This window comes from Ruegeria sp. AF8, from assembly GCF_056541825.1.
Genome location: NZ_JBQFYW010000016.1, coordinates 89,577 through 106,148, shown reverse-complemented (window position 1 = coordinate 106,148; position 16,572 = coordinate 89,577). Strand labels below are relative to the sequence as shown.

Here is a 16,572-nt window from a genome sequence, read left to right as displayed (position 1 = left end):
AGCAAGGTGATCGCTACATTCGCAAGCTGTTGGTCGTAGGCATGACATCGCGCGCTGTGATGGCAAAACGTTCGCCAGAGAAGGTCGATCTGTGGACAGCAAAGATCATCGCTGACAAACCATTCCGATTGGCAACAACCGCCATGGCCAACAAGGCCGCTCGGGCCATCTGGGCGATGCTCACAAAGAAACAGGAATACCGGCAGCCTGCGTTCTAACCGCGCCGACTGCCCACGAGATGCAAGACGTTGAAGTGATGATGCGGAATTAAGTCAACCAAGAGCAAGGACACTCCGGGAACGGCAGCGACCCTCTGAGGTCGATAAGCCGATTGGAACCTCGCTCGCGGAATTCATCAAGGCCAGTGGCGACAATGCCGCCACACAAACAGGCCGGACAGACGAAGGTACTGACGAAAATGACCGCAGAAATCACCAGAAAACACTTGCAATGCAGGAGCCACCCACAGATGCCGTTTAGGCCGGGACCGGTTTATCGGTCCACAGCCTAGGCTAACAGAATAGGTTACCCTTGGAACTACGCAACAGAACAAAACTTATGTTTTGCGAGCCAGTTGCCGACGCGATGGGCGTTGCAGCCGAGTGCATCCAATCGTTTTCATTTTGGGGGTTATTTAGGCGGGTAGGCGCCCATGGATTCGATTTTTTTTGTTTAAAATCAAAGCATAGTGGCGGAGACGAAGTCCGTCAAACTGCCGGGAAATTTTATTTAACGCACTGTAATATATATGTTTTTTAATTTACCGTGCTGCAATATGTGTAGCAAAATGTGCAGCAAAATATTACCTCATGACCGAACCACTAACCTTTAGCTCCACTCAATACCAAACACCGCCCCAGAGCGAACTGAGCGGCATTCAACGCAGTCTGATCTCAATTTTTACTTCAACTGATGTCCGGTTGCTCGTCGCTACGCGATGAGTGCCAATCTGATTATCAATTGATTGAAAGTCCCGCGTTTTATACCGGATGTACCGCCAGCTTTGCGGCCATGACCCAATACGGTCAGTACATTGCTGAAGTCCTTAATAGGCAACTTTTCAGCTTTCCGATGGGGTCTTAAGGGGTTGGAAAACTTGCCACCTTGAGCGTGGTGCACCGAACTGCAACCACCGGGATTTGATCAGTACGTTAGTGAAGTACGAAGTCGTTGGGTGACTCAGCAGTCCGCGCAACACCAACTACTGCTAAACATGAGTTTGTTCTTCGGTGTCCTGAGTTGTAAGAATTCTCCAAAGTCAAAATATTGAGGATTCGAGGCGACCTGATGGCAGTAGACATCGAGAGCATTTTCAAAGCGACGGCGCAAAGTTCGCGCTCTTTTTTGATCACCAACGGCCAGGGCTGCTACATACCCGCCTATCAGCGTCCATATTCCTGGGGTGCAGAAAATATTGACCGATTGTTTGAAGACGCGCTGCACGGTCTCAACCTGCTAAAAAAACGGGAAAACACGATTAGTTTCCTAGGCACTGTGATCGCGATCCACGACACCAAGCATGTCACTGTGAAGCCGATTTACAAATCAGAGATGCCATCGCGGGTTATGACCATTATTGATGGTCAACAACGGATCAGCACATTCTTGATGATCAACATCGCGGTTCATAGCATTGCCAGTTCACTACTAAAAAAAATAACAAAGAATAGCGGGGAACACTTTGACTGGTTGGTTGAACAGGTCGAAACCCTTGCGGCTGACCTGCTTGATACAATCGTGATCGACATGAAGACGGGGGATGAAGAGTATAAGTTCTATCCGCGTCTAATCCGTTCTTACGAGGATGTTTGGTCGAAGCGAAAAGGCCAAGCGGAGTATCAAAGCCCAGTTTGCCGTCTGATTTGGGAATACCATACTCATTTGAAATCTGGAGATTCAAAAAAGGCATTTAAATACGAACCGAAAGACAAATCCGGTGAGCTACTCCCCCAATTCGTAGCGTCGACTACGGCGTTCAAACACATTCAAAAGAGAATTAACGAAATCACCGGCAAAAAATGGGAAGACAATGATTTTCCAGAGGTGCTTGAGGTAGCGCAGACGGCTTCAATCTCCAACTCGATTTGGGGATACGAAGTCCCTGATCAAGTCATCGAATTCTTGCGTGATGGACATGATGACAAAGCCTACGAGCAGTATTGCCAACTGTTTCGCCTATTAGTGCTCTCAAAGTACTTGTGCGAGCGGATGGCCTTCACAGTTGTTACTGCTGAGAATGAGGATGACGCATTCGATATGTTTGAGGCATTGAACACCACTGGCGAGCCTCTTACCGCTTTCGAAACATTCAAGCCGAAGGTCATTGAAGCAGAGGGCGTTGGTGAATACGAGCACTCGGATTCTATCGAGTACGTCAAAAGCATTGAAGACTACTTGGAGCGCTTCAAAAAAGCCGAGGAGAAGCAGAAAGCCACCTCAGAAATGCTTGTTCCTTTTGCGTTGGCAGAGACTGGTGAAAAACTACAAAAGCGCTTGGTGGACCAGAGAAGATACTTGCGGGAGCAGTTTGATAGCAAACTCACAGATATTGAAGAGAAACGAGCATTTGTATGCAGGTTGGCTCATCTAGCGCAGTTTATGCAATCCATCTGGAAAAACAGCAACAGTGACGCAATCTCGTTTGGCGGAGCTAAGAATATTGATGCTCAAACAGCAACGGGTTTGCTGGCTATTAGAGATTTAAATCATCACATAGTTGTTGCTCCGCTTTCCAGATTCTTCAGCAAAGTTCTACTTGCGGACGAGTCAGAAGAACGGGCGGCGGCTGAGATTGAACTCATCGAAGCTACAAGGGCCTCTGTCGCATACTCAATTCTATGGCGAGCCGCATTGGGCGGCACGGCAGGAATTGATACTAAGTATCGCAATATACTTTCTGAAAAACTGGACGGGAAATATGGCCCACTCGCCGCGCGTCCAAAAACTGGATTTGGTTCAGTTTCTTTGTCTAATTATAAGAAGGCATTGCTTTACTACTTGGAGAAGGAAGAATTAGGTGATCGGGCAAGTTGGGTAAAGCGTGTTTCGAAGGCTCCAATATACAAACAAAAGACGGTTGCGCGTTTCTTGTTGTTTGCAGCGTCGGAAGATTCGATGCCCGACGCAAGCTTACCTGGTTTGATAGTTGAGGGCCGGCCGGGGCTTTTGGAGATGTTGTCACCGAAACGTTGGAGTGACAAAGATTATTTGACTGTTGAGCACATCGCTCCCCAATCACGAAATGATGCCTGGGACGACAAGATTTATGATGATCCGGAAAATGTTGATTTCCTCGGCAACCTGACCCTCTTACCTTCCGTAGAGAACAGCATGGTCGGTAACAAAGAATGGAAACACAAGCGTGCTTTGTACAAAGTGCTTTCATCTGTGAACGATGTAGAGTTCGACGCGTTCAAAGAAGAGTGCAAAAGTGTAGGACTTACCCTTAGCCGTAAAAGTGACGAAATACTGGGGCAATCTAGCTACTTACCTCTTTGCAGAAGCTTGGGACAGAAAGATTCTGATTGGGATTTGGAGTTCATAAAAACTCGTTCGGAACGACTGGCAGGATTGGCATGGGATCGTTTGTACAAGTGGCTGGAATAACCAGCACTACTTGTGGCAGGCAAGGCAGACCTTCTGTTGTCCGTAGATCTCATCTAAATCCACACTTCCGTTGTGTGGTCTTAGCGGGTTTTCTGCTTTCTTCTTTGCGAGCGCTGCAAGACGTTTATTGTGGTCAGACTTAATCTGTTCCACTCTTTCGGGGCGGGAGAGATCATCCAGGGTCTCACCTTCGCTCCAAGAGAAGGGCGACCCGTGTTCTAACGCAGATTTCTCAAGGGACTTTGCTGCTTCAAAAGCTTCCGGGTGTTTTTCCATTAGTCCAACCCACTCGATTTTGCGCTGGAAAAAGCAAAAAGTGCAGCCGCTTCGAGACCGCCAGTCATAGTATCTGGGCAAGCCAAGCCCTGAATTTTCGAGGATGTCCAATACGCCTTGCTTGTCGATTCCATCTTCCTTGAAAGGCAGCTTGGTAATCAAGGAGGTGTCTTTGGATGATAGACCTTCTCTAAATTCTTCATCCGCTCTGATCGCAACATAGCTGTAAACAGTGTAGCCTTTGCTCGTATATTCGTTCTTGATCCACTTTTCGAATGGCTTGAGCTTCAAGTTCTTGGTGCACCACCGCGTTTGAGCTGATGGTAGGAAGTGGTTGTACTGAGCTAGCCAAAATCGAAAATCCCTATCTGGATCGAGGTTTTTGACCTGTTTTCCTAAGAAGCCCTCAAGCATCGAAAGATACTCATAAACTTCCTCAAGCTCTTCTCCTGTGTCCGTGAAAAAATACTCGATATCTAAATCCGGGTACTCTTGGTTCATATATAACGCTAGAGCTGAGCTGTCTTTGCCCCCTGAAAGACCCAAAACATGCTTCACCTTAGTTGTCATTGGAGACCACCTCGATTTCATTCAACATATGGTTGGCACTAACTCTCGCAAGCGCTGCTAAGACCAACTCGGCATCCAGGTCTTTGAAATCCGCAAGAGCGTTTTGAATTTCCCGCTCAATCCGCTTTACCGTTGGAATATCGTGCTCAGCCAACTCAAATTCTGAGAAAACATCCCGACCATTCTGCCCGCTTTGAACGAGAGCCATCGCTTGGCGTTTGTCCTTTCGCCCGGCGACGCGCGCAACAGTTTCAAGTTTTAGAAACTGGTAAGCCAGAAGCGACATTTCGACTTTTGCCTTGTCAATGTCATTATCAATCCAATTGGCGGCAGGCTTGTTGACAAGAAAACCGACAATGCTCTCGACGGCCTTCTCCGTGCCGTTGAACTCTGCAAGCTTTCCGACAAAGGCATTCACTCGAAGATCGCCGGAGATGTTTTGCACATTCTTTGCACGGCTATTTAGTTCTCTGATAGATTCCTTTGAGCGCCCAGGCACGCGAAGCTCGCTTAGAAGTTGTTCCGTCAATCCTTGAAGCATCATGCTGTATGCTGACAGAATCTCCTGCAACCCATCCCGTATTCCCTGAGCGATTGTCCCTGCATCAATCCCAGTGTCTGCGCCGCGTGCGAACAGTTGGGGAAGATCAGTAAACATAAACTGATTTGGGTCGCTGGATTTCTTAAAGAGTGAGCGTATGTTGCGTGCTTGTTTTGACAGTCGATTGGTTCGGTGCACCCATTTAGGGGCTTCATCAAAAGCCCGAATTAGACTTCGTGCAACCTCAAGACTGGAAAGCTGAGAGAGCGGCTGATCGTTAATTTCGCTTGCAACATTGGCTAGTTCCGTAAGTAGGTCTTTTGAGGCAGAGCTCATTTCCATCCAACGAAGTTGGATGACTTGAGGGGCGCGTAGAATGTAATCCACATCCACCTCAGTTAACTGGGTAAGAAAAAGCCCATCTCGATAGAAGCTTAATTTTTTCTTTTCAGTCAGCATAAAGAGAAGCGCCAGAAGTGGGAAAAGCCCTTTCTTGATACCAAATGGAGGTTTCTCCCAAAGTGCGTACACCTCCGGGAGCGAAACGTTCTTACTGCCCGCTGACTGCAAGAATTCCTTTGTTGCCTCCCAAAGGGCAGACAGACGCCCGTTGCTTTCTGATAGGGGGCTAACAAGTGCCCATCCTTGATCCGTATTTCTGTGTAAGCCGTTGCCCCCGATGACACTCAGATAAAGACCTTTTTCTGCTGGATATTTCTCAATTCCCAGAGCTTCGCTCGCCTGGTGCGTCAACATACGATAAGCGAGTAATTTCAAGGCCGCGTTTGCGTTTCCAGACGGCTTGTCCCGATTGAGCAATTCGTTACGAATACTTGGAGAGAGGTGAAAGCGTTTGTCAGCGAGGTCAGATACCAACCTGCTCAAGCTACTCCAAGTCAGTTCAACAGTTTGCTTCGGAAACTCCCATTTTGCCAAGCGAAGTATCGACCAAATTTCACGCTCGATAAAGAATGACACGGCATCCGCGCGATCTGCTACCTCCCTGCGTGCTACCTTGTCTCTTTGGAGTTCTTGGTTCGAGCTAGAAATGAGGTTTAGCGCCTCCAACTCACGAGCGTATGAAGTTAAATTCTTGGAAGCAGGGGCACGACAAACTGCATAATCCACATCATTTTTGACCGACGAAGTCTTGAAATCGCTTCCGTCTTCCAAGCAAAAAATTAATGCGCCAAAACAGCTTGAGGTCGGTTTAAACGAATTCAGGTACTGGCTTACTTGGCTCTCATACAGAACTTCGAACTTACACCAGCGAAGAGAACCAGATTCCATATAGTGCCGCTTCGCAATAACAGAAGTAACTGCAACTGCATCTGATACCGTTTTTAAACTTGCGTCACCGATCTCACGGAGAGTGGTTGTGAGCTCCTTTTCGATGTCAAAGTCAGAGCCGTCAAACAAGACATAAGCATTTCGGAACTTTTGGAAGACGACAACTTTAGCGGTTTCCAATTCAGATAACGCCCGGTCGATACTCACATCATCTTCACTCAAACATGCCAACAGGATTTCCTTGCTAGCTGCCAGCCCAGTACTCCGTGAAGTGAATTCCAATAAGGAAATCGTCTTGATAAGTTTCAGTGATAGTTCTGCATGAGACAGCTGAGAGGCGCGAGAAATTGCATCCTTTGCAGTCGCGAAATGGTGTCCGTCCAGTGAAACGGAAATGGCGGAGTGGAGATTGATGTCCAGATAGTCCCAGAAATGATGAAGCTCGTAGGCCTGCACGTCTTCCGCCGTTTGATCGAGCAGAAACTCTTGGAGCCCGGATCTCTCAGCGGAAGCAAGAAAACTGAAGATACTTCTTTGATTTTGCCCATAGCTTCGCCTCGACACAGGGCCAAGCAGTGCAGTAACGAGTGGGTTTAGTGGCCATGAGCGTATAAATGCATCGTATTTACTAAAGTTGAATTGAGACGGGGCGCTCTTTCTCAGTAACTCGTCCACCTCGTGACATTTCGCCTTGAAGATGTCCGGGGCACTTTGAGAATCTAACGCATTGGCGATCAGCTCAATTTGCTCACCAGCTGTCAAGTTTACTGGCAGGTCGACAAAACGCCCTTGGATTTTCGTCCATTCATCACGAACTTCACGAGCAAGCTTATTTGCGTATTCTTGAAAGGCCTGATGTAGGATTCCTACGAAAATTAACCGCCCTCTGCTTCGCGCTGCTGCTTCCGCAAGGAGTTGGAAAAAGTAGGCATCTCCCTCGCCAGAGGCGATGCTTTCCAAACACTTGCCAAGTTCGTCAAATACAATGAACAGGCCTCCGCTGTCGGGTTCGAGTTGGCTCAGCTCAAGGATAGCTTCAACAAGTCTTCTGTCATTGGTTATACGTTTCCCTTTTAACAGCCCCTGCTCACGTAGAACGGTCTTTAGCCGTTCAGAGGGCGAAGAGTTTGAACCGATAACATTTACGAATTTCCAGCCGCTTTTTCCTGGTGGCATCCGTTGCCAAAGATCATGCGCGCCCTTAAAGCCAATTGCTTTCGCGACGCCTTTTCGGCTTTTTTCTGGACCAGAAAGTAACCCAGCTAAAACAAGCGCCAATGTGGATTTTCCGCTGCCGTAGGGTCCGGTCCAAGTAAATGCCGCTTGTCCAGACTTACTGACCTGATCACTCAAGCTGTCCAATAGCGACAGGATGGAGGTCGAAACAACATAAGTATGGGCGATATCTTCGATAGAATCTTGGTCAACTCTCGCTGAACGCAAGAAGTTCGGGTTTACCGACGGCTGTTGGTGGAATACTTGTTCCGTCAACTGTCAAACCCCTTTTTCAGAAGGTCAAATTTCCAATCGTCGCCAAATTGTTGCGTTCTCAACAATTGCCTCAAGCCCGCTGTTTCTGACCAGACGATGGCACCTTTTGTTATACTCTCGATCCTCTCTAGTCGCTGGGCAAGCTCTGTTTCAGTAAGCATAAAAATTCTACCTGGCGATCCTGGGTCTAGAAGCAGCGAGTGAAGAGAAAGGGTGTTCTGGAGGCCTGCGTTATCCCAGAATTCACATACCGCATAAGCAAAAACTGCATCGTCAAGTGACTGTTTCTGGCTGAAATTTAAGCCGTATCGCCCTTTTTCATTCTCTCTAATCAGTCCAAGCTCGGATAAGGGCGAACCCAAACTATCATCGCTGACTCGTTTTCGATTTGCACCAACAGAGTAGTTCGAAAGCAGGACGCTAATGTCGGTGGTCAATGTTTTTGGCGCAGGGCAATCCCAACCCGCTTTGAGCGAAAATTGCCTTAGCCTTCGGGCCAGCGATTCTCGGTCGAAGTTTTGTTCATTGAAGTGATTGAACAGCCAAAAGGCCAAAGTGTGCTTAACTTTACTTGCGAGCTGCCAATGAATTAGCCACAAAGAGGCAAGGTTCTCTAGGTAGGGGTCTACACCATCTTTTCCCAGCAAGAAATCACCCAACCGAGTGGTGTGCACCTCTTTTCCAACGGTGCTCAACACACCCGTACTGTGTGACCAAAAACGAATGGCCGTGACCATATTCCGCCCCACACCAAACTGCGCTATATTATCGTCTTCACTGAAGATTTTCGGGCGAGATTGCCCGGTCGGGCTGACTGCCTCATACGCCTTTTCAAGCCATCCATGACGAAGCGCAAAGCTATCGTGGCCTGAGAATTGCGGCTTGTAACGCGAAGTCTGAATTGTATTGTAGTCCATGACCTGGAGCTCCCCTCCAGTCACTTCTAGACTCGGCATCGTAGGTGGTCAATAAAGACCTGGAGTTTTATTCCAGGAGGTTTTCGTGCAATTTGCTTCTTCCATCTATCTTGACCATCACGCGAGCACTCCGCCGTTCGAAGAAGTGGTGGAGGCTATGCACCCACATTGGTCTGCGATGCACGGGAATCCGCATTCTTCTGAACATGCGAGAGGTTGGTTTGCCCACAAAACCGTGGAGAACGCAAGGGAGAAAATATCCAATCTTTTTGGTGCCTTACCTGATGAGATTGTATTTACTTCTGGAGCCACAGAAGCGAACAATTTGGCGATCCTCGGCGTCTCCGACAAGTCAATCGAGCAGGTGGTTACAAGTGAAATTGAACACGCCTGTGTGCTACAGGCGGCTACTATTTATGCCGAGCGAAACTCGGTCCCTCTTGTTCTTGTAGGGGTAGATTCTAATGGCTACGTGCAACTCGATCAGTTGGAGCATACGCTAAAAGCTAAACGTTCGTTGGTCTCCATTGGCTACGTGAACAATGAAATTGGGACAATTCAGGATATTCAGGCAATAGGCAGAATCTCGCAGTCACATGATGCCATTCTTCATACAGACGTGGCACAAGCGCCATTTGCGTGTGATTTGAGTTTTTTGTTCAATTCGGTACATGCAGCTAGCATATCTGGACATAAGATGGGCGGCCCAATGGGGGTCGGTGCCCTCTTTTTAGCGGCGGGATTTCAAGGGTGTATGTCGCCACGAACCTTTGGCGGCGGACAAGAGAGAGGTTTTCGATCAGGTACTTTACCCGTACCACTGATTGTCGGCTTAGCCTGCGCAACCGAGTTGGTGTCCAATAGCGAATTTGAGGAAAAGCGAGTGGAAATGAAACGAGCACGCCAGGTCTTCACTGACGTACTAATCGATACGGGCATTGATTTCTCGATAAACGGCCCGAGCTTTGACGGTCGTCACCCAGGCAACCTGAATCTACAGATTTTTGACCGAGATGCTCAAGAGGTACTACTTCGTATGCAACCGAAAGTTTCAGCATCGACAGGTTCGGCTTGCTCCAGCGGACAGCTAGGCGTCAGTCATGTACTCAAAGCAATTGGCCTGAGTGTTGAAAGCTCAGAATCCTCCATCAGGTTTGGCTTCGGGCCAAATACAACACTATCAGAGGCGGAGGAGGCCGCCGAGGTTTTGGCAGGTATTGTCAAAGCGTAGATGACCGAAGCCCCACCTATCGGCACATCAGTTCCTTTCGAATTTCCAGAAGATGAATTCTGGAATTAGTTGGCGCTTGTAGTCGAACACGGTGACCAAAACGAATCTGGTTGTAGCTCATCCGGGCATTCCTTGGCTTGGTGAAAGCACACGAGCTGCAACGCGGGTTGCGCCAGATAGACTTTTTTTGAGCATCGCAGCCAATTTTTTCATTAAGTTTGGATCGCTCAAATCTGGCGGCGCATCCAGATCAGCGGCGGTGAGATCATCGCCACGGTTAGCCGCGAATTTCGCAACCTGTGGTTTCAGCTCGGCCGCAGCGGCCGTCAGCTCGGCGGCTTCGTCGTTTAGTCGATTTTCTGGGCTATCTTGGCTATCGCTGCCATGATCTTCAGCAATGCGTTCTGCTGCTGGATCATTTGGTTGTTGCTCTCGTGAATCCGGTTCTGGCCCTTGATGATCTGCGATAGTAGATCCCGTAAGGTCTGATCTGGATTCGGCGGTGTTGTCGGATCTGAGTTCATTCCAATTCTCCTTTGCTTCATGAATGAATGTTGCCACGTCGCGGGCCTGAATCTTTAGGGTTCTGTTGGCATTGTGCGGCTTGATGCCTTCGCCAAGATTTATGTTGATGCGGCTGCGGCCCCTGCCTTCCTCAATGGCGTCGGCCAGCTCTAGCCCTTCACGGTCGATCAGCTCGGCCAATGCGCGGGGCTGCTGATCGCGTGGCAGCTCGGCCAGAACTTTGAGCTGCTGCCGAAGGGCTGGCAGGTCGAAACTCTGTCGTTTAGCTTGCTGGTGCTGATCATGATTGAAAGCGGCAGGTTCTGCCGGGTCCAGAGCTGCAACCTGATCGGCGTAGTCATGGTGACCCATTTCTCGTAAACGCATGGCTGCAAATTGGTTGTGCTTTCCGCTAATCAGCTTGTGGCCAAATTCCAATTCTAGGAGGCGGCTAACGGCTTCGTCCTTACCTTTGGACCTGAAACGCTTGTACGTTTTCCCGGTCTCTGAATCTGCGGCTGCGGTGATCAAATGGCCGTGTTGTTGCAGGCTTCCGTCAGAACGGAAGCTCTCATGAATGACGAAAGACTCAGGGCCATTTGGGTTGAATCCATGCTCGGACCTGACCGCTTCCAATGCCCTCTCCCATTGGTCGGGAGTCAGTTCCTGGCCTGGATTTATCGTCGTATGGATCAAACCGGATTTGCGGCCCTTCAGCTCGGCAAATTGATCAGCCACAAATAGTTGAGCGGTATTGTCTTTATGGACAATAACTCGCTCATTCTTACCCGGTTTGAATGGGTAGCTGGCAACTGTGGCACCGTTGCCAGATTTTGCCGTGCCGCTCTTGATAATCACGGCTGCGGCATCTTGAACTTTTGCATCTCGGCCTTCAGCTCGGCCAACGGGTCGGCCCATGCAGCCATGCCATCGGTGAGAACCTTGTGCATTGCGGCGAACTCATTACGGGTGAGAGTTCCGTTTTTCTGGGCGGTGTTCGTTGCTGCTGTTTGCTGGTTTATGTTGCTGGCGATGCCCGCCAACTGACGGCAAATCGCTTCGAGTTTCGATGCATCCGGCAGGCTGTAATAAGTCTGTCCCAGCATTCGGAACCTGCCGAATTCAGACTGGCTCAGCTCGTGCTGATGGGCCGCAGTTTTCACTGCTGCGGCATCTTCAGGATACAGGTGAATTTTCAGCGTTTTCGTTTTCCGGGTAACTGGGGCCTCTGAGGCTTCCGGGGTCTCTGGTGTAATGGGGTCCATGAAAAATCCTCTTTTTTGTGGTGCCGATAAGGGGGTCAAGGGGGAGTGAAACTCCCCCTTGTAAGTGTCCTGATTGCCCCTTTGGGGTGATCTGGTCCCACTTGCTTCTCTTAATTCGGGCACTGATTTGTAAATTGCAGTGAAACCGCAAAATGCAAATTATTCAGAATGATAGCGGGGTAATTGGGGCAAATGGGCCAAAAAATTCTACAGAAATTGAGGCGTGTTGGCCTGTTTGGTCTATTGGGGAAAGAGAGCGTTCAACGTCTGGATGATGCTGAGGCGCTGGCAGCGATGCGTGGGGCGCACTGGGTTTACAGGCGGATGAAACAGACCGAAGCCGACAAAGGGGCCGCAGAGGCGGCTATCAAGGCCGCTGCTGATGATTGGTGAAAGCTCTGCGGGGTTACCGCGAGCTGCACAATCTGCCGTGTCCGGTTCAGGAGTATCAAGCCGAGTTTCGGAAAGATTAACGCCGGGTTGCGCCGCGCCTTCGGTCTTCCATTTGCAGGGTAGGCAATAGGAGGCCGAAAATGATAAAAAAATCGACGATAGAGACCGAGGAATATTTTGAAATCAAAAGGGCCATGGAAACATATTTCCGTTCCCAAAATGAGGTCCAAGAAACGATAGCGGGCGAGCTGCGGACGATAGCAATGCAGCAAAAAGCTTTGCTTTCGATTTTTGCGCATTCTGCTGAGCACTTGGAACGCAAGAAATGATGCGTGGTTTGATGGCGGGAATGTTCGGGATGGGCGTTGTCTTTGCGGCTCACCTGAGCCTGAAACTGAAAGAAACCGTGCGGGCCGCTGGTGGCCGGAACACTCCGGTTAACAACATGGCAAACAGGGCTGCGGCTTTGGGGATGCTCAAAGCATGGGCGCTGTTCAATGCCGCAAGAAAAGACATCGCCTACTACAGCAGTTTCAGGATGTAGTCAGGGCTTCATGGCATCGGCAATGATCTTTTCAACATCAATGCCGTTGTCTCCATCGTCGTCATCATCAGTAACAGAAACATCCGGTCTTAGCAGTGCGCGCACTGTGTTGAGGTCCGCTCTCATCAGATAAGCAACTGCTTTTTCACCGTAAGTTTTTGATGTGTCGTAACCGATGCTCTCGGCCAGCTCTTTGGCCTCGTCAAATTCAAACGAAACCTGAGAACAAGGATTGCGGATTGCCCTGAGTTTGCGATTTCGTTCTTTTGCAGCCCGCCATGGGCTGCCAAATATTATGTTGCGGGCTTGCTCCGGCGTTGCATCTGCTGGAATATCCAGTGTTCCCAAATAGCGAAGGAATTCGGTTAAATCTTTGCGCTCGTCATCTGTCATTCTTAGTCTCCAATATCTGAAAATTAGATGGTCGAGCTGATGCAAGAAACCGTTAAAAGGGCGAATTCCGGAAAGCGACCCGCTACCGGAATCTGCCTCTTAGTGCTGGGGCTTGCTATCCCCCGCCCTATCGAGCCGCCCGCCAAGAAGGCACGATTCTCGGAGATAAACCCGTCAAACTATTGAGCATTAAGCGCCCTCAAGAGCCGTGCTAGCCTTTTCTTCCATAAGATTGCATTTCTTGGCATACAGAAGGCGTAAGTGGCGCTCACTGTATGCAATTTCCTGCCAGCCCTTCACATCCTCCGAAGCGTCAAACGCTGCGGCAATCTCGTCGTCAATCTCCGCAAGTGTGAGCTTGTTGTATTGATATTCGCCGTGTTCGTTCAGAAATCTTTTCATAATGGATTCCTGGCTATTTGTTCGTTAAATTAGCAGGAGGTTTGTACGCTGGTTCGGGCGGGTTGTTGATCGCCTTCTCGAAATCCGCAAACCTGTTCTCAGCAGAGGTCAAGTAGTCGTTGGCAGGCGTGTAAATCCAACGTTCAACGCCTATTGACTCCAGTTCTTCGCGGCGCTCCATCAGGAACGCGCGATACTCACCAAGGATGGCGTCAACATCATCTGCAAGCCGCAGCCGCTCAAGAAACAGTTCGTCAGGAACTGCCACAAGAGCTTCAATGATTTGGTCATGATGATACGCCTCACATGCGCGAGGCTCCATCATCTCATTCAGGGCTTCGTGTTCACTTAGGCCGGAGCGAGGGAATTTTGGGTGCTTCATAAGTTTCCTGTTTTTTGTACCGCATCCTAAATACTCGAACTGAGTATCTGTCTGATTAAATAGATAAATAATAGGGCTTCCGAAACGTCTGATTTACTGGAAAAGCATCTGAGTGGGGGTCATTCTAATACGCTAGGTAGGCGTCAGAATCCGAGATAGCTCACTTCGAACCAACTTGTCACACCCATTCAGCGCCCGGAATGGGAAGTCAGAAACCGTGGCCCCGTTTTCTCTCAAAATGGACTTGGAAACGATCTCATATACGAAACCAGTCTCATATCCATCCTCATTTTCGACTATCCTCAGAACTGAATTTGGAAACCCAGCCATGCGGAACCCGTCGAAGATCGCATCTGGCTTGGTGCGGATCGGATACAGAGAATTGTGTTTGGAGATACGGTGTTTGAAACCAGCAGCGCGACCGTTTGCGTCGGTGCTGATGGATGGCTTGAACCCATTGTTTTCCGGCAGCTCTTCAAACAAGAGACCAGCTTTGTGAACAAGGCCCGCGGGTGCCAGCTTGAATTCTGGAATATCGCGGAACTCCCGGATTTCCTCGATGTCAGTCATGAATCTCGGGCGACCGTGAGCATCCAGAACAAATTCATCTTGGCCTGAAACAATATAAAACTGCACAGGAGAGTCAGCTGGATCCAGCTCATCTTCGAAGGTCTGGATTTGCAGCTCTGCAACCAAGACAATCGGCTCTTCTGGCGATCCGTCTTCCTTCGTCACTTCCGGCGTGGCACTGGGCGTGGCTTTGTATACCTCTGCATCAATTAGCTTGCCGTTCATGTCAGCCCAGTGTTTTCCGACCGCATGTGCGAGGCCATAGTCCTCAAAAGGCTCGATGTGGCTTCGGGCGGCCAGTTGTCGGGCGTATTCAGGAAACACATCATCCGCCTTCATGCCTGCGGTGTAAACATCCTTATTCTCATATAGATACCGCTTCCAGTCGTTGTGAATCACAACCGCCATCTCAGGGTCGTCGATATCAAATCCTGCTACGGCGAGCGCGTTTCTGAAGGCCGTTGGTGACACGTACATGTTGCCGTTCGCCCTCAGAATGAATGCCTTCATAACTTCGCGCGGACTGTTGACATACTCGGCGGGCCGCACCGGCGCCTTGAATAAAAATTTCATCCGACCTGTCTTGGTAGTAACGTTTTTACGCTGCTTTAGAGTGGCCTCACAGTACTCCGGCAGGACGAAGATACCGGGCCCAACAGGATCCCCTTCAAATGCCCTCATCAGTCCACTGACCGCATCAAGGACACGTTTCTGAATGCGTTTATCTTGCCGCGTGACATCGTCTTCCTTAAGATTAATCCACTCCGCGAGCGGGTGCAGTTTGAATTCCAGTGTGTTGGCGTCCCAATTCCTGATCTCCTTAGAATCCATGAAATCGTACCCTGCTGCCGCCGCTTTCAACCTCTCTCGCTTGTTGTGAGCCCGAACACCCTTCACGTGCCGCGTCTTCTGGGCCTCTTTGACAAAGTGGTCTGCCAGAAAAACTGTGAAAAGAAGTAGGCTGCCTAAGGAATTGAACTTTTGAATGCTGTTCAAACCAACATTTGCGTACAGTTTAGGGTCCTGAAATTCGTTCCAAGCGCCATCTGAAAGAATAAACGTGACGGCAAACTTGTCAGACGAGATGTCGTCGAAAATCTTAAAAGTAGACGGTTCTCCGGCCCCACGGACCATTCTCGTTACACCAACAGTAGCGGACAAGCTCGAAAGCCGGTTCAGATTCTCCTTCATCAATGACGTGCTTAGTGAGGCTTTCGACTTCGCCAGAAATCCCGTCAGTGCCTTCTTTTTTAAGGTAACGCTCCGCATTCTCATGTGTGCGACGGATGCAAAGACAAGGTGAAGCAGTTTGATCGCGCCGAGGCTCGCATTTGAGGACCAGCTGACGTCGGCGAAGCGAATTGGCAGTGAATACTCTGGGTATTTGGTCTCGTCTTTCTTACCAACCCTTTTTGCTTCGGAAGCAAATCGATCCAAAACCCAAGACTCAGGTGACTGTTTTTCTAGGCCATTTGTATCACATTCGCTCAAAAGTGGCGCGTGGTAGATGAAAGCCTGGTTTCTAGTTCGCTTGCCCGTCTTCCTATTGCCATCCTTAGAATAGATATTCATGGTGGCTGCACTCATTTGTGCGGAAGATTTTGTTGCCTTTGATACAGAAGCTCCATTCGCAAAATGGAAGTTGTCACTGCTAATTTTCGTTTCTGGTGTTTTCATTGCTTTATTTTGCTTGCCTGTTGTGAGTGTTTATATTGGCAACCTAAAAAAGGTAGCAAGCTTCATTTCACCTCAGAAGGAAATACATTGATGAATTTCGAGGGACGAGTTGCCGCCGCGATACTGCCAGAACCAGAAGTTATAGAAGATCTGTAGTCACGGAAGATTTTGTCGTTTAGATGGCTAAAACGCGGAAGATTTTGTCGTCTTTTGCTATGTACCGCAAGGGTTAAACGGGGCTACTAATAATATAAATAATATTAGTCTTCGAAAGGTCAGTCTAGCTCATCAGAAATCTGACTTGGCTCATAAGCCCGAGAGAAACTAGTGTTGCAGAATATTTCCTCTGTGGAAAAAATTGTAATAGTCGATAACCCGCCACCAATAAATCCAGAGTTCGGACGCCTTCAGATTCCCGAAACTGAAACATACCTACACTTTTCACGGAATTTGAGGTGCCTTGGCCTCGCAGGCTATGGTTGAACTTCAGCTTAGCCAAGGAGTGGCTAGGTCACCTGTA

General features: G+C 49.0%; 14 protein-coding genes and 1 pseudogene. 6 read left to right on the top strand and 9 right to left on the bottom strand.

Going from position 1 to position 16,572, the window contains the following annotated elements:
* Both ACR0AO_RS20030 and ACR0AO_RS20025 read left to right on the top strand, forming a co-directional pair.
* Positions 1–218, top strand: a pseudogene (locus ACR0AO_RS20030) (IS110 family transposase); the annotation flags it as partial.
* 1,069 nt (positions 219–1,287) lie between these two features.
* The gene (locus ACR0AO_RS20025) at positions 1,288–3,606 is read left to right on the top strand and encodes a DUF262 domain-containing protein (protein ID WP_480607592.1); all 2,319 of its coding nucleotides are present in this window, start codon (positions 1,288–1,290) and stop codon (positions 3,604–3,606) included.
* A 6-nt stretch (positions 3,607–3,612) separates the two neighbouring features.
* Here the strand turns inward: ACR0AO_RS20025 and ACR0AO_RS20020 are convergent, their stop codons facing one another.
* Genes ACR0AO_RS20020 through ACR0AO_RS20010 form a run of 3 tightly spaced genes read right to left on the bottom strand, consistent with a single transcriptional unit; the run spans position 3,613 to position 8,691 of the window.
* Positions 3,613–4,452, bottom strand: coding sequence for a phosphoadenosine phosphosulfate reductase domain-containing protein (locus tag ACR0AO_RS20020; protein WP_480607589.1), 840 nt, complete (start codon positions 4,450–4,452; stop codon positions 3,613–3,615).
* Positions 4,442–7,774 carry an NACHT domain-containing protein gene (locus tag ACR0AO_RS20015; protein WP_480607587.1) on the bottom strand — a complete coding sequence of 1,111 codons (3,333 nt, stop codon included), beginning with the start codon at positions 7,772–7,774 and terminating at the stop codon, positions 4,442–4,444. Before ACR0AO_RS20015 ends, ACR0AO_RS20020 begins: the two co-directional genes overlap by 11 nt.
* A complete protein-coding gene (locus ACR0AO_RS20010) occupies positions 7,771–8,691 on the bottom strand; it encodes a DUF4007 family protein (protein WP_480607584.1) in 921 nt (306 codons plus the stop codon). Before ACR0AO_RS20010 ends, ACR0AO_RS20015 begins: the two co-directional genes overlap by 4 nt.
* A gap of 85 nt (positions 8,692–8,776) precedes the next feature.
* Here ACR0AO_RS20010 and ACR0AO_RS20005 point away from each other — a divergent pair, with 85 nt between their 5' ends.
* Positions 8,777–9,922 (top strand): cysteine desulfurase family protein, encoded by a 1,146-nt coding sequence (locus ACR0AO_RS20005; protein ID WP_480607581.1) that lies wholly within the window; start codon positions 8,777–8,779, stop codon positions 9,920–9,922.
* Between the two features lie 117 nt (positions 9,923–10,039).
* On the opposite strand, the gene ACR0AO_RS20000 is transcribed toward ACR0AO_RS20005, so the two are convergent.
* Together ACR0AO_RS20000 and ACR0AO_RS19995 are read right to left on the bottom strand one after the other, a co-directional pair.
* Entirely contained in the window at positions 10,040–11,284 is a 1,245-nt protein-coding gene (locus ACR0AO_RS20000; RefSeq protein WP_480607578.1) for a hypothetical protein, read from the bottom strand.
* Positions 11,281–11,691, bottom strand: a complete 411-nt coding sequence (locus ACR0AO_RS19995) for a plasmid mobilization protein (RefSeq protein ID WP_480607575.1) — start codon at positions 11,689–11,691, stop codon at positions 11,281–11,283. The genes ACR0AO_RS20000 and ACR0AO_RS19995 overlap by 4 nt, the downstream gene beginning before the upstream one ends.
* A 192-nt stretch (positions 11,692–11,883) precedes the next feature.
* Here ACR0AO_RS19995 and ACR0AO_RS19990 point away from each other — a divergent pair, with 192 nt between their 5' ends.
* From ACR0AO_RS19990 to ACR0AO_RS19980, 3 genes are all read left to right on the top strand, one after another.
* Positions 11,884–12,084: a hypothetical protein gene (locus ACR0AO_RS19990; RefSeq protein ID WP_480607572.1), complete on the top strand. Its 201-nt coding sequence runs from the start codon at positions 11,884–11,886 to the stop codon at positions 12,082–12,084.
* A 140-nt stretch (positions 12,085–12,224) separates the two neighbouring features.
* Positions 12,225–12,413: a hypothetical protein gene (locus tag ACR0AO_RS19985; protein ID WP_480607569.1), complete on the top strand. Its 189-nt coding sequence runs from the start codon at positions 12,225–12,227 to the stop codon at positions 12,411–12,413.
* Positions 12,410–12,628 (top strand): hypothetical protein, encoded by a 219-nt coding sequence (locus tag ACR0AO_RS19980; protein ID WP_480607566.1) that lies wholly within the window; start codon positions 12,410–12,412, stop codon positions 12,626–12,628. Before ACR0AO_RS19985 ends, ACR0AO_RS19980 begins: the two co-directional genes overlap by 4 nt.
* Here the strand turns inward: ACR0AO_RS19980 and ACR0AO_RS19975 are convergent, their stop codons facing one another.
* The 4 genes from ACR0AO_RS19975 to ACR0AO_RS19960 form a co-directional block, all read right to left on the bottom strand.
* The gene (locus tag ACR0AO_RS19975) at positions 12,629–13,021 is read right to left on the bottom strand and encodes a hypothetical protein (protein ID WP_480607563.1); all 393 of its coding nucleotides are present in this window, start codon (positions 13,019–13,021) and stop codon (positions 12,629–12,631) included.
* A 189-nt stretch (positions 13,022–13,210) separates the two neighbouring features.
* Positions 13,211–13,423: a hypothetical protein gene (locus ACR0AO_RS19970; protein ID WP_480607561.1), complete on the bottom strand. Its 213-nt coding sequence runs from the start codon at positions 13,421–13,423 to the stop codon at positions 13,211–13,213.
* Between the two features lie 13 nt (positions 13,424–13,436).
* Positions 13,437–13,805, bottom strand: a complete 369-nt coding sequence (locus ACR0AO_RS19965) for a hypothetical protein (RefSeq protein WP_480607558.1) — start codon at positions 13,803–13,805, stop codon at positions 13,437–13,439.
* A gap of 132 nt (positions 13,806–13,937) precedes the next feature.
* Positions 13,938–16,052 (bottom strand): hypothetical protein, encoded by a 2,115-nt coding sequence (locus ACR0AO_RS19960; RefSeq protein ID WP_480607555.1) that lies wholly within the window; start codon positions 16,050–16,052, stop codon positions 13,938–13,940.
* Between the last annotated feature and the right edge of the window lie 520 nt (positions 16,053–16,572).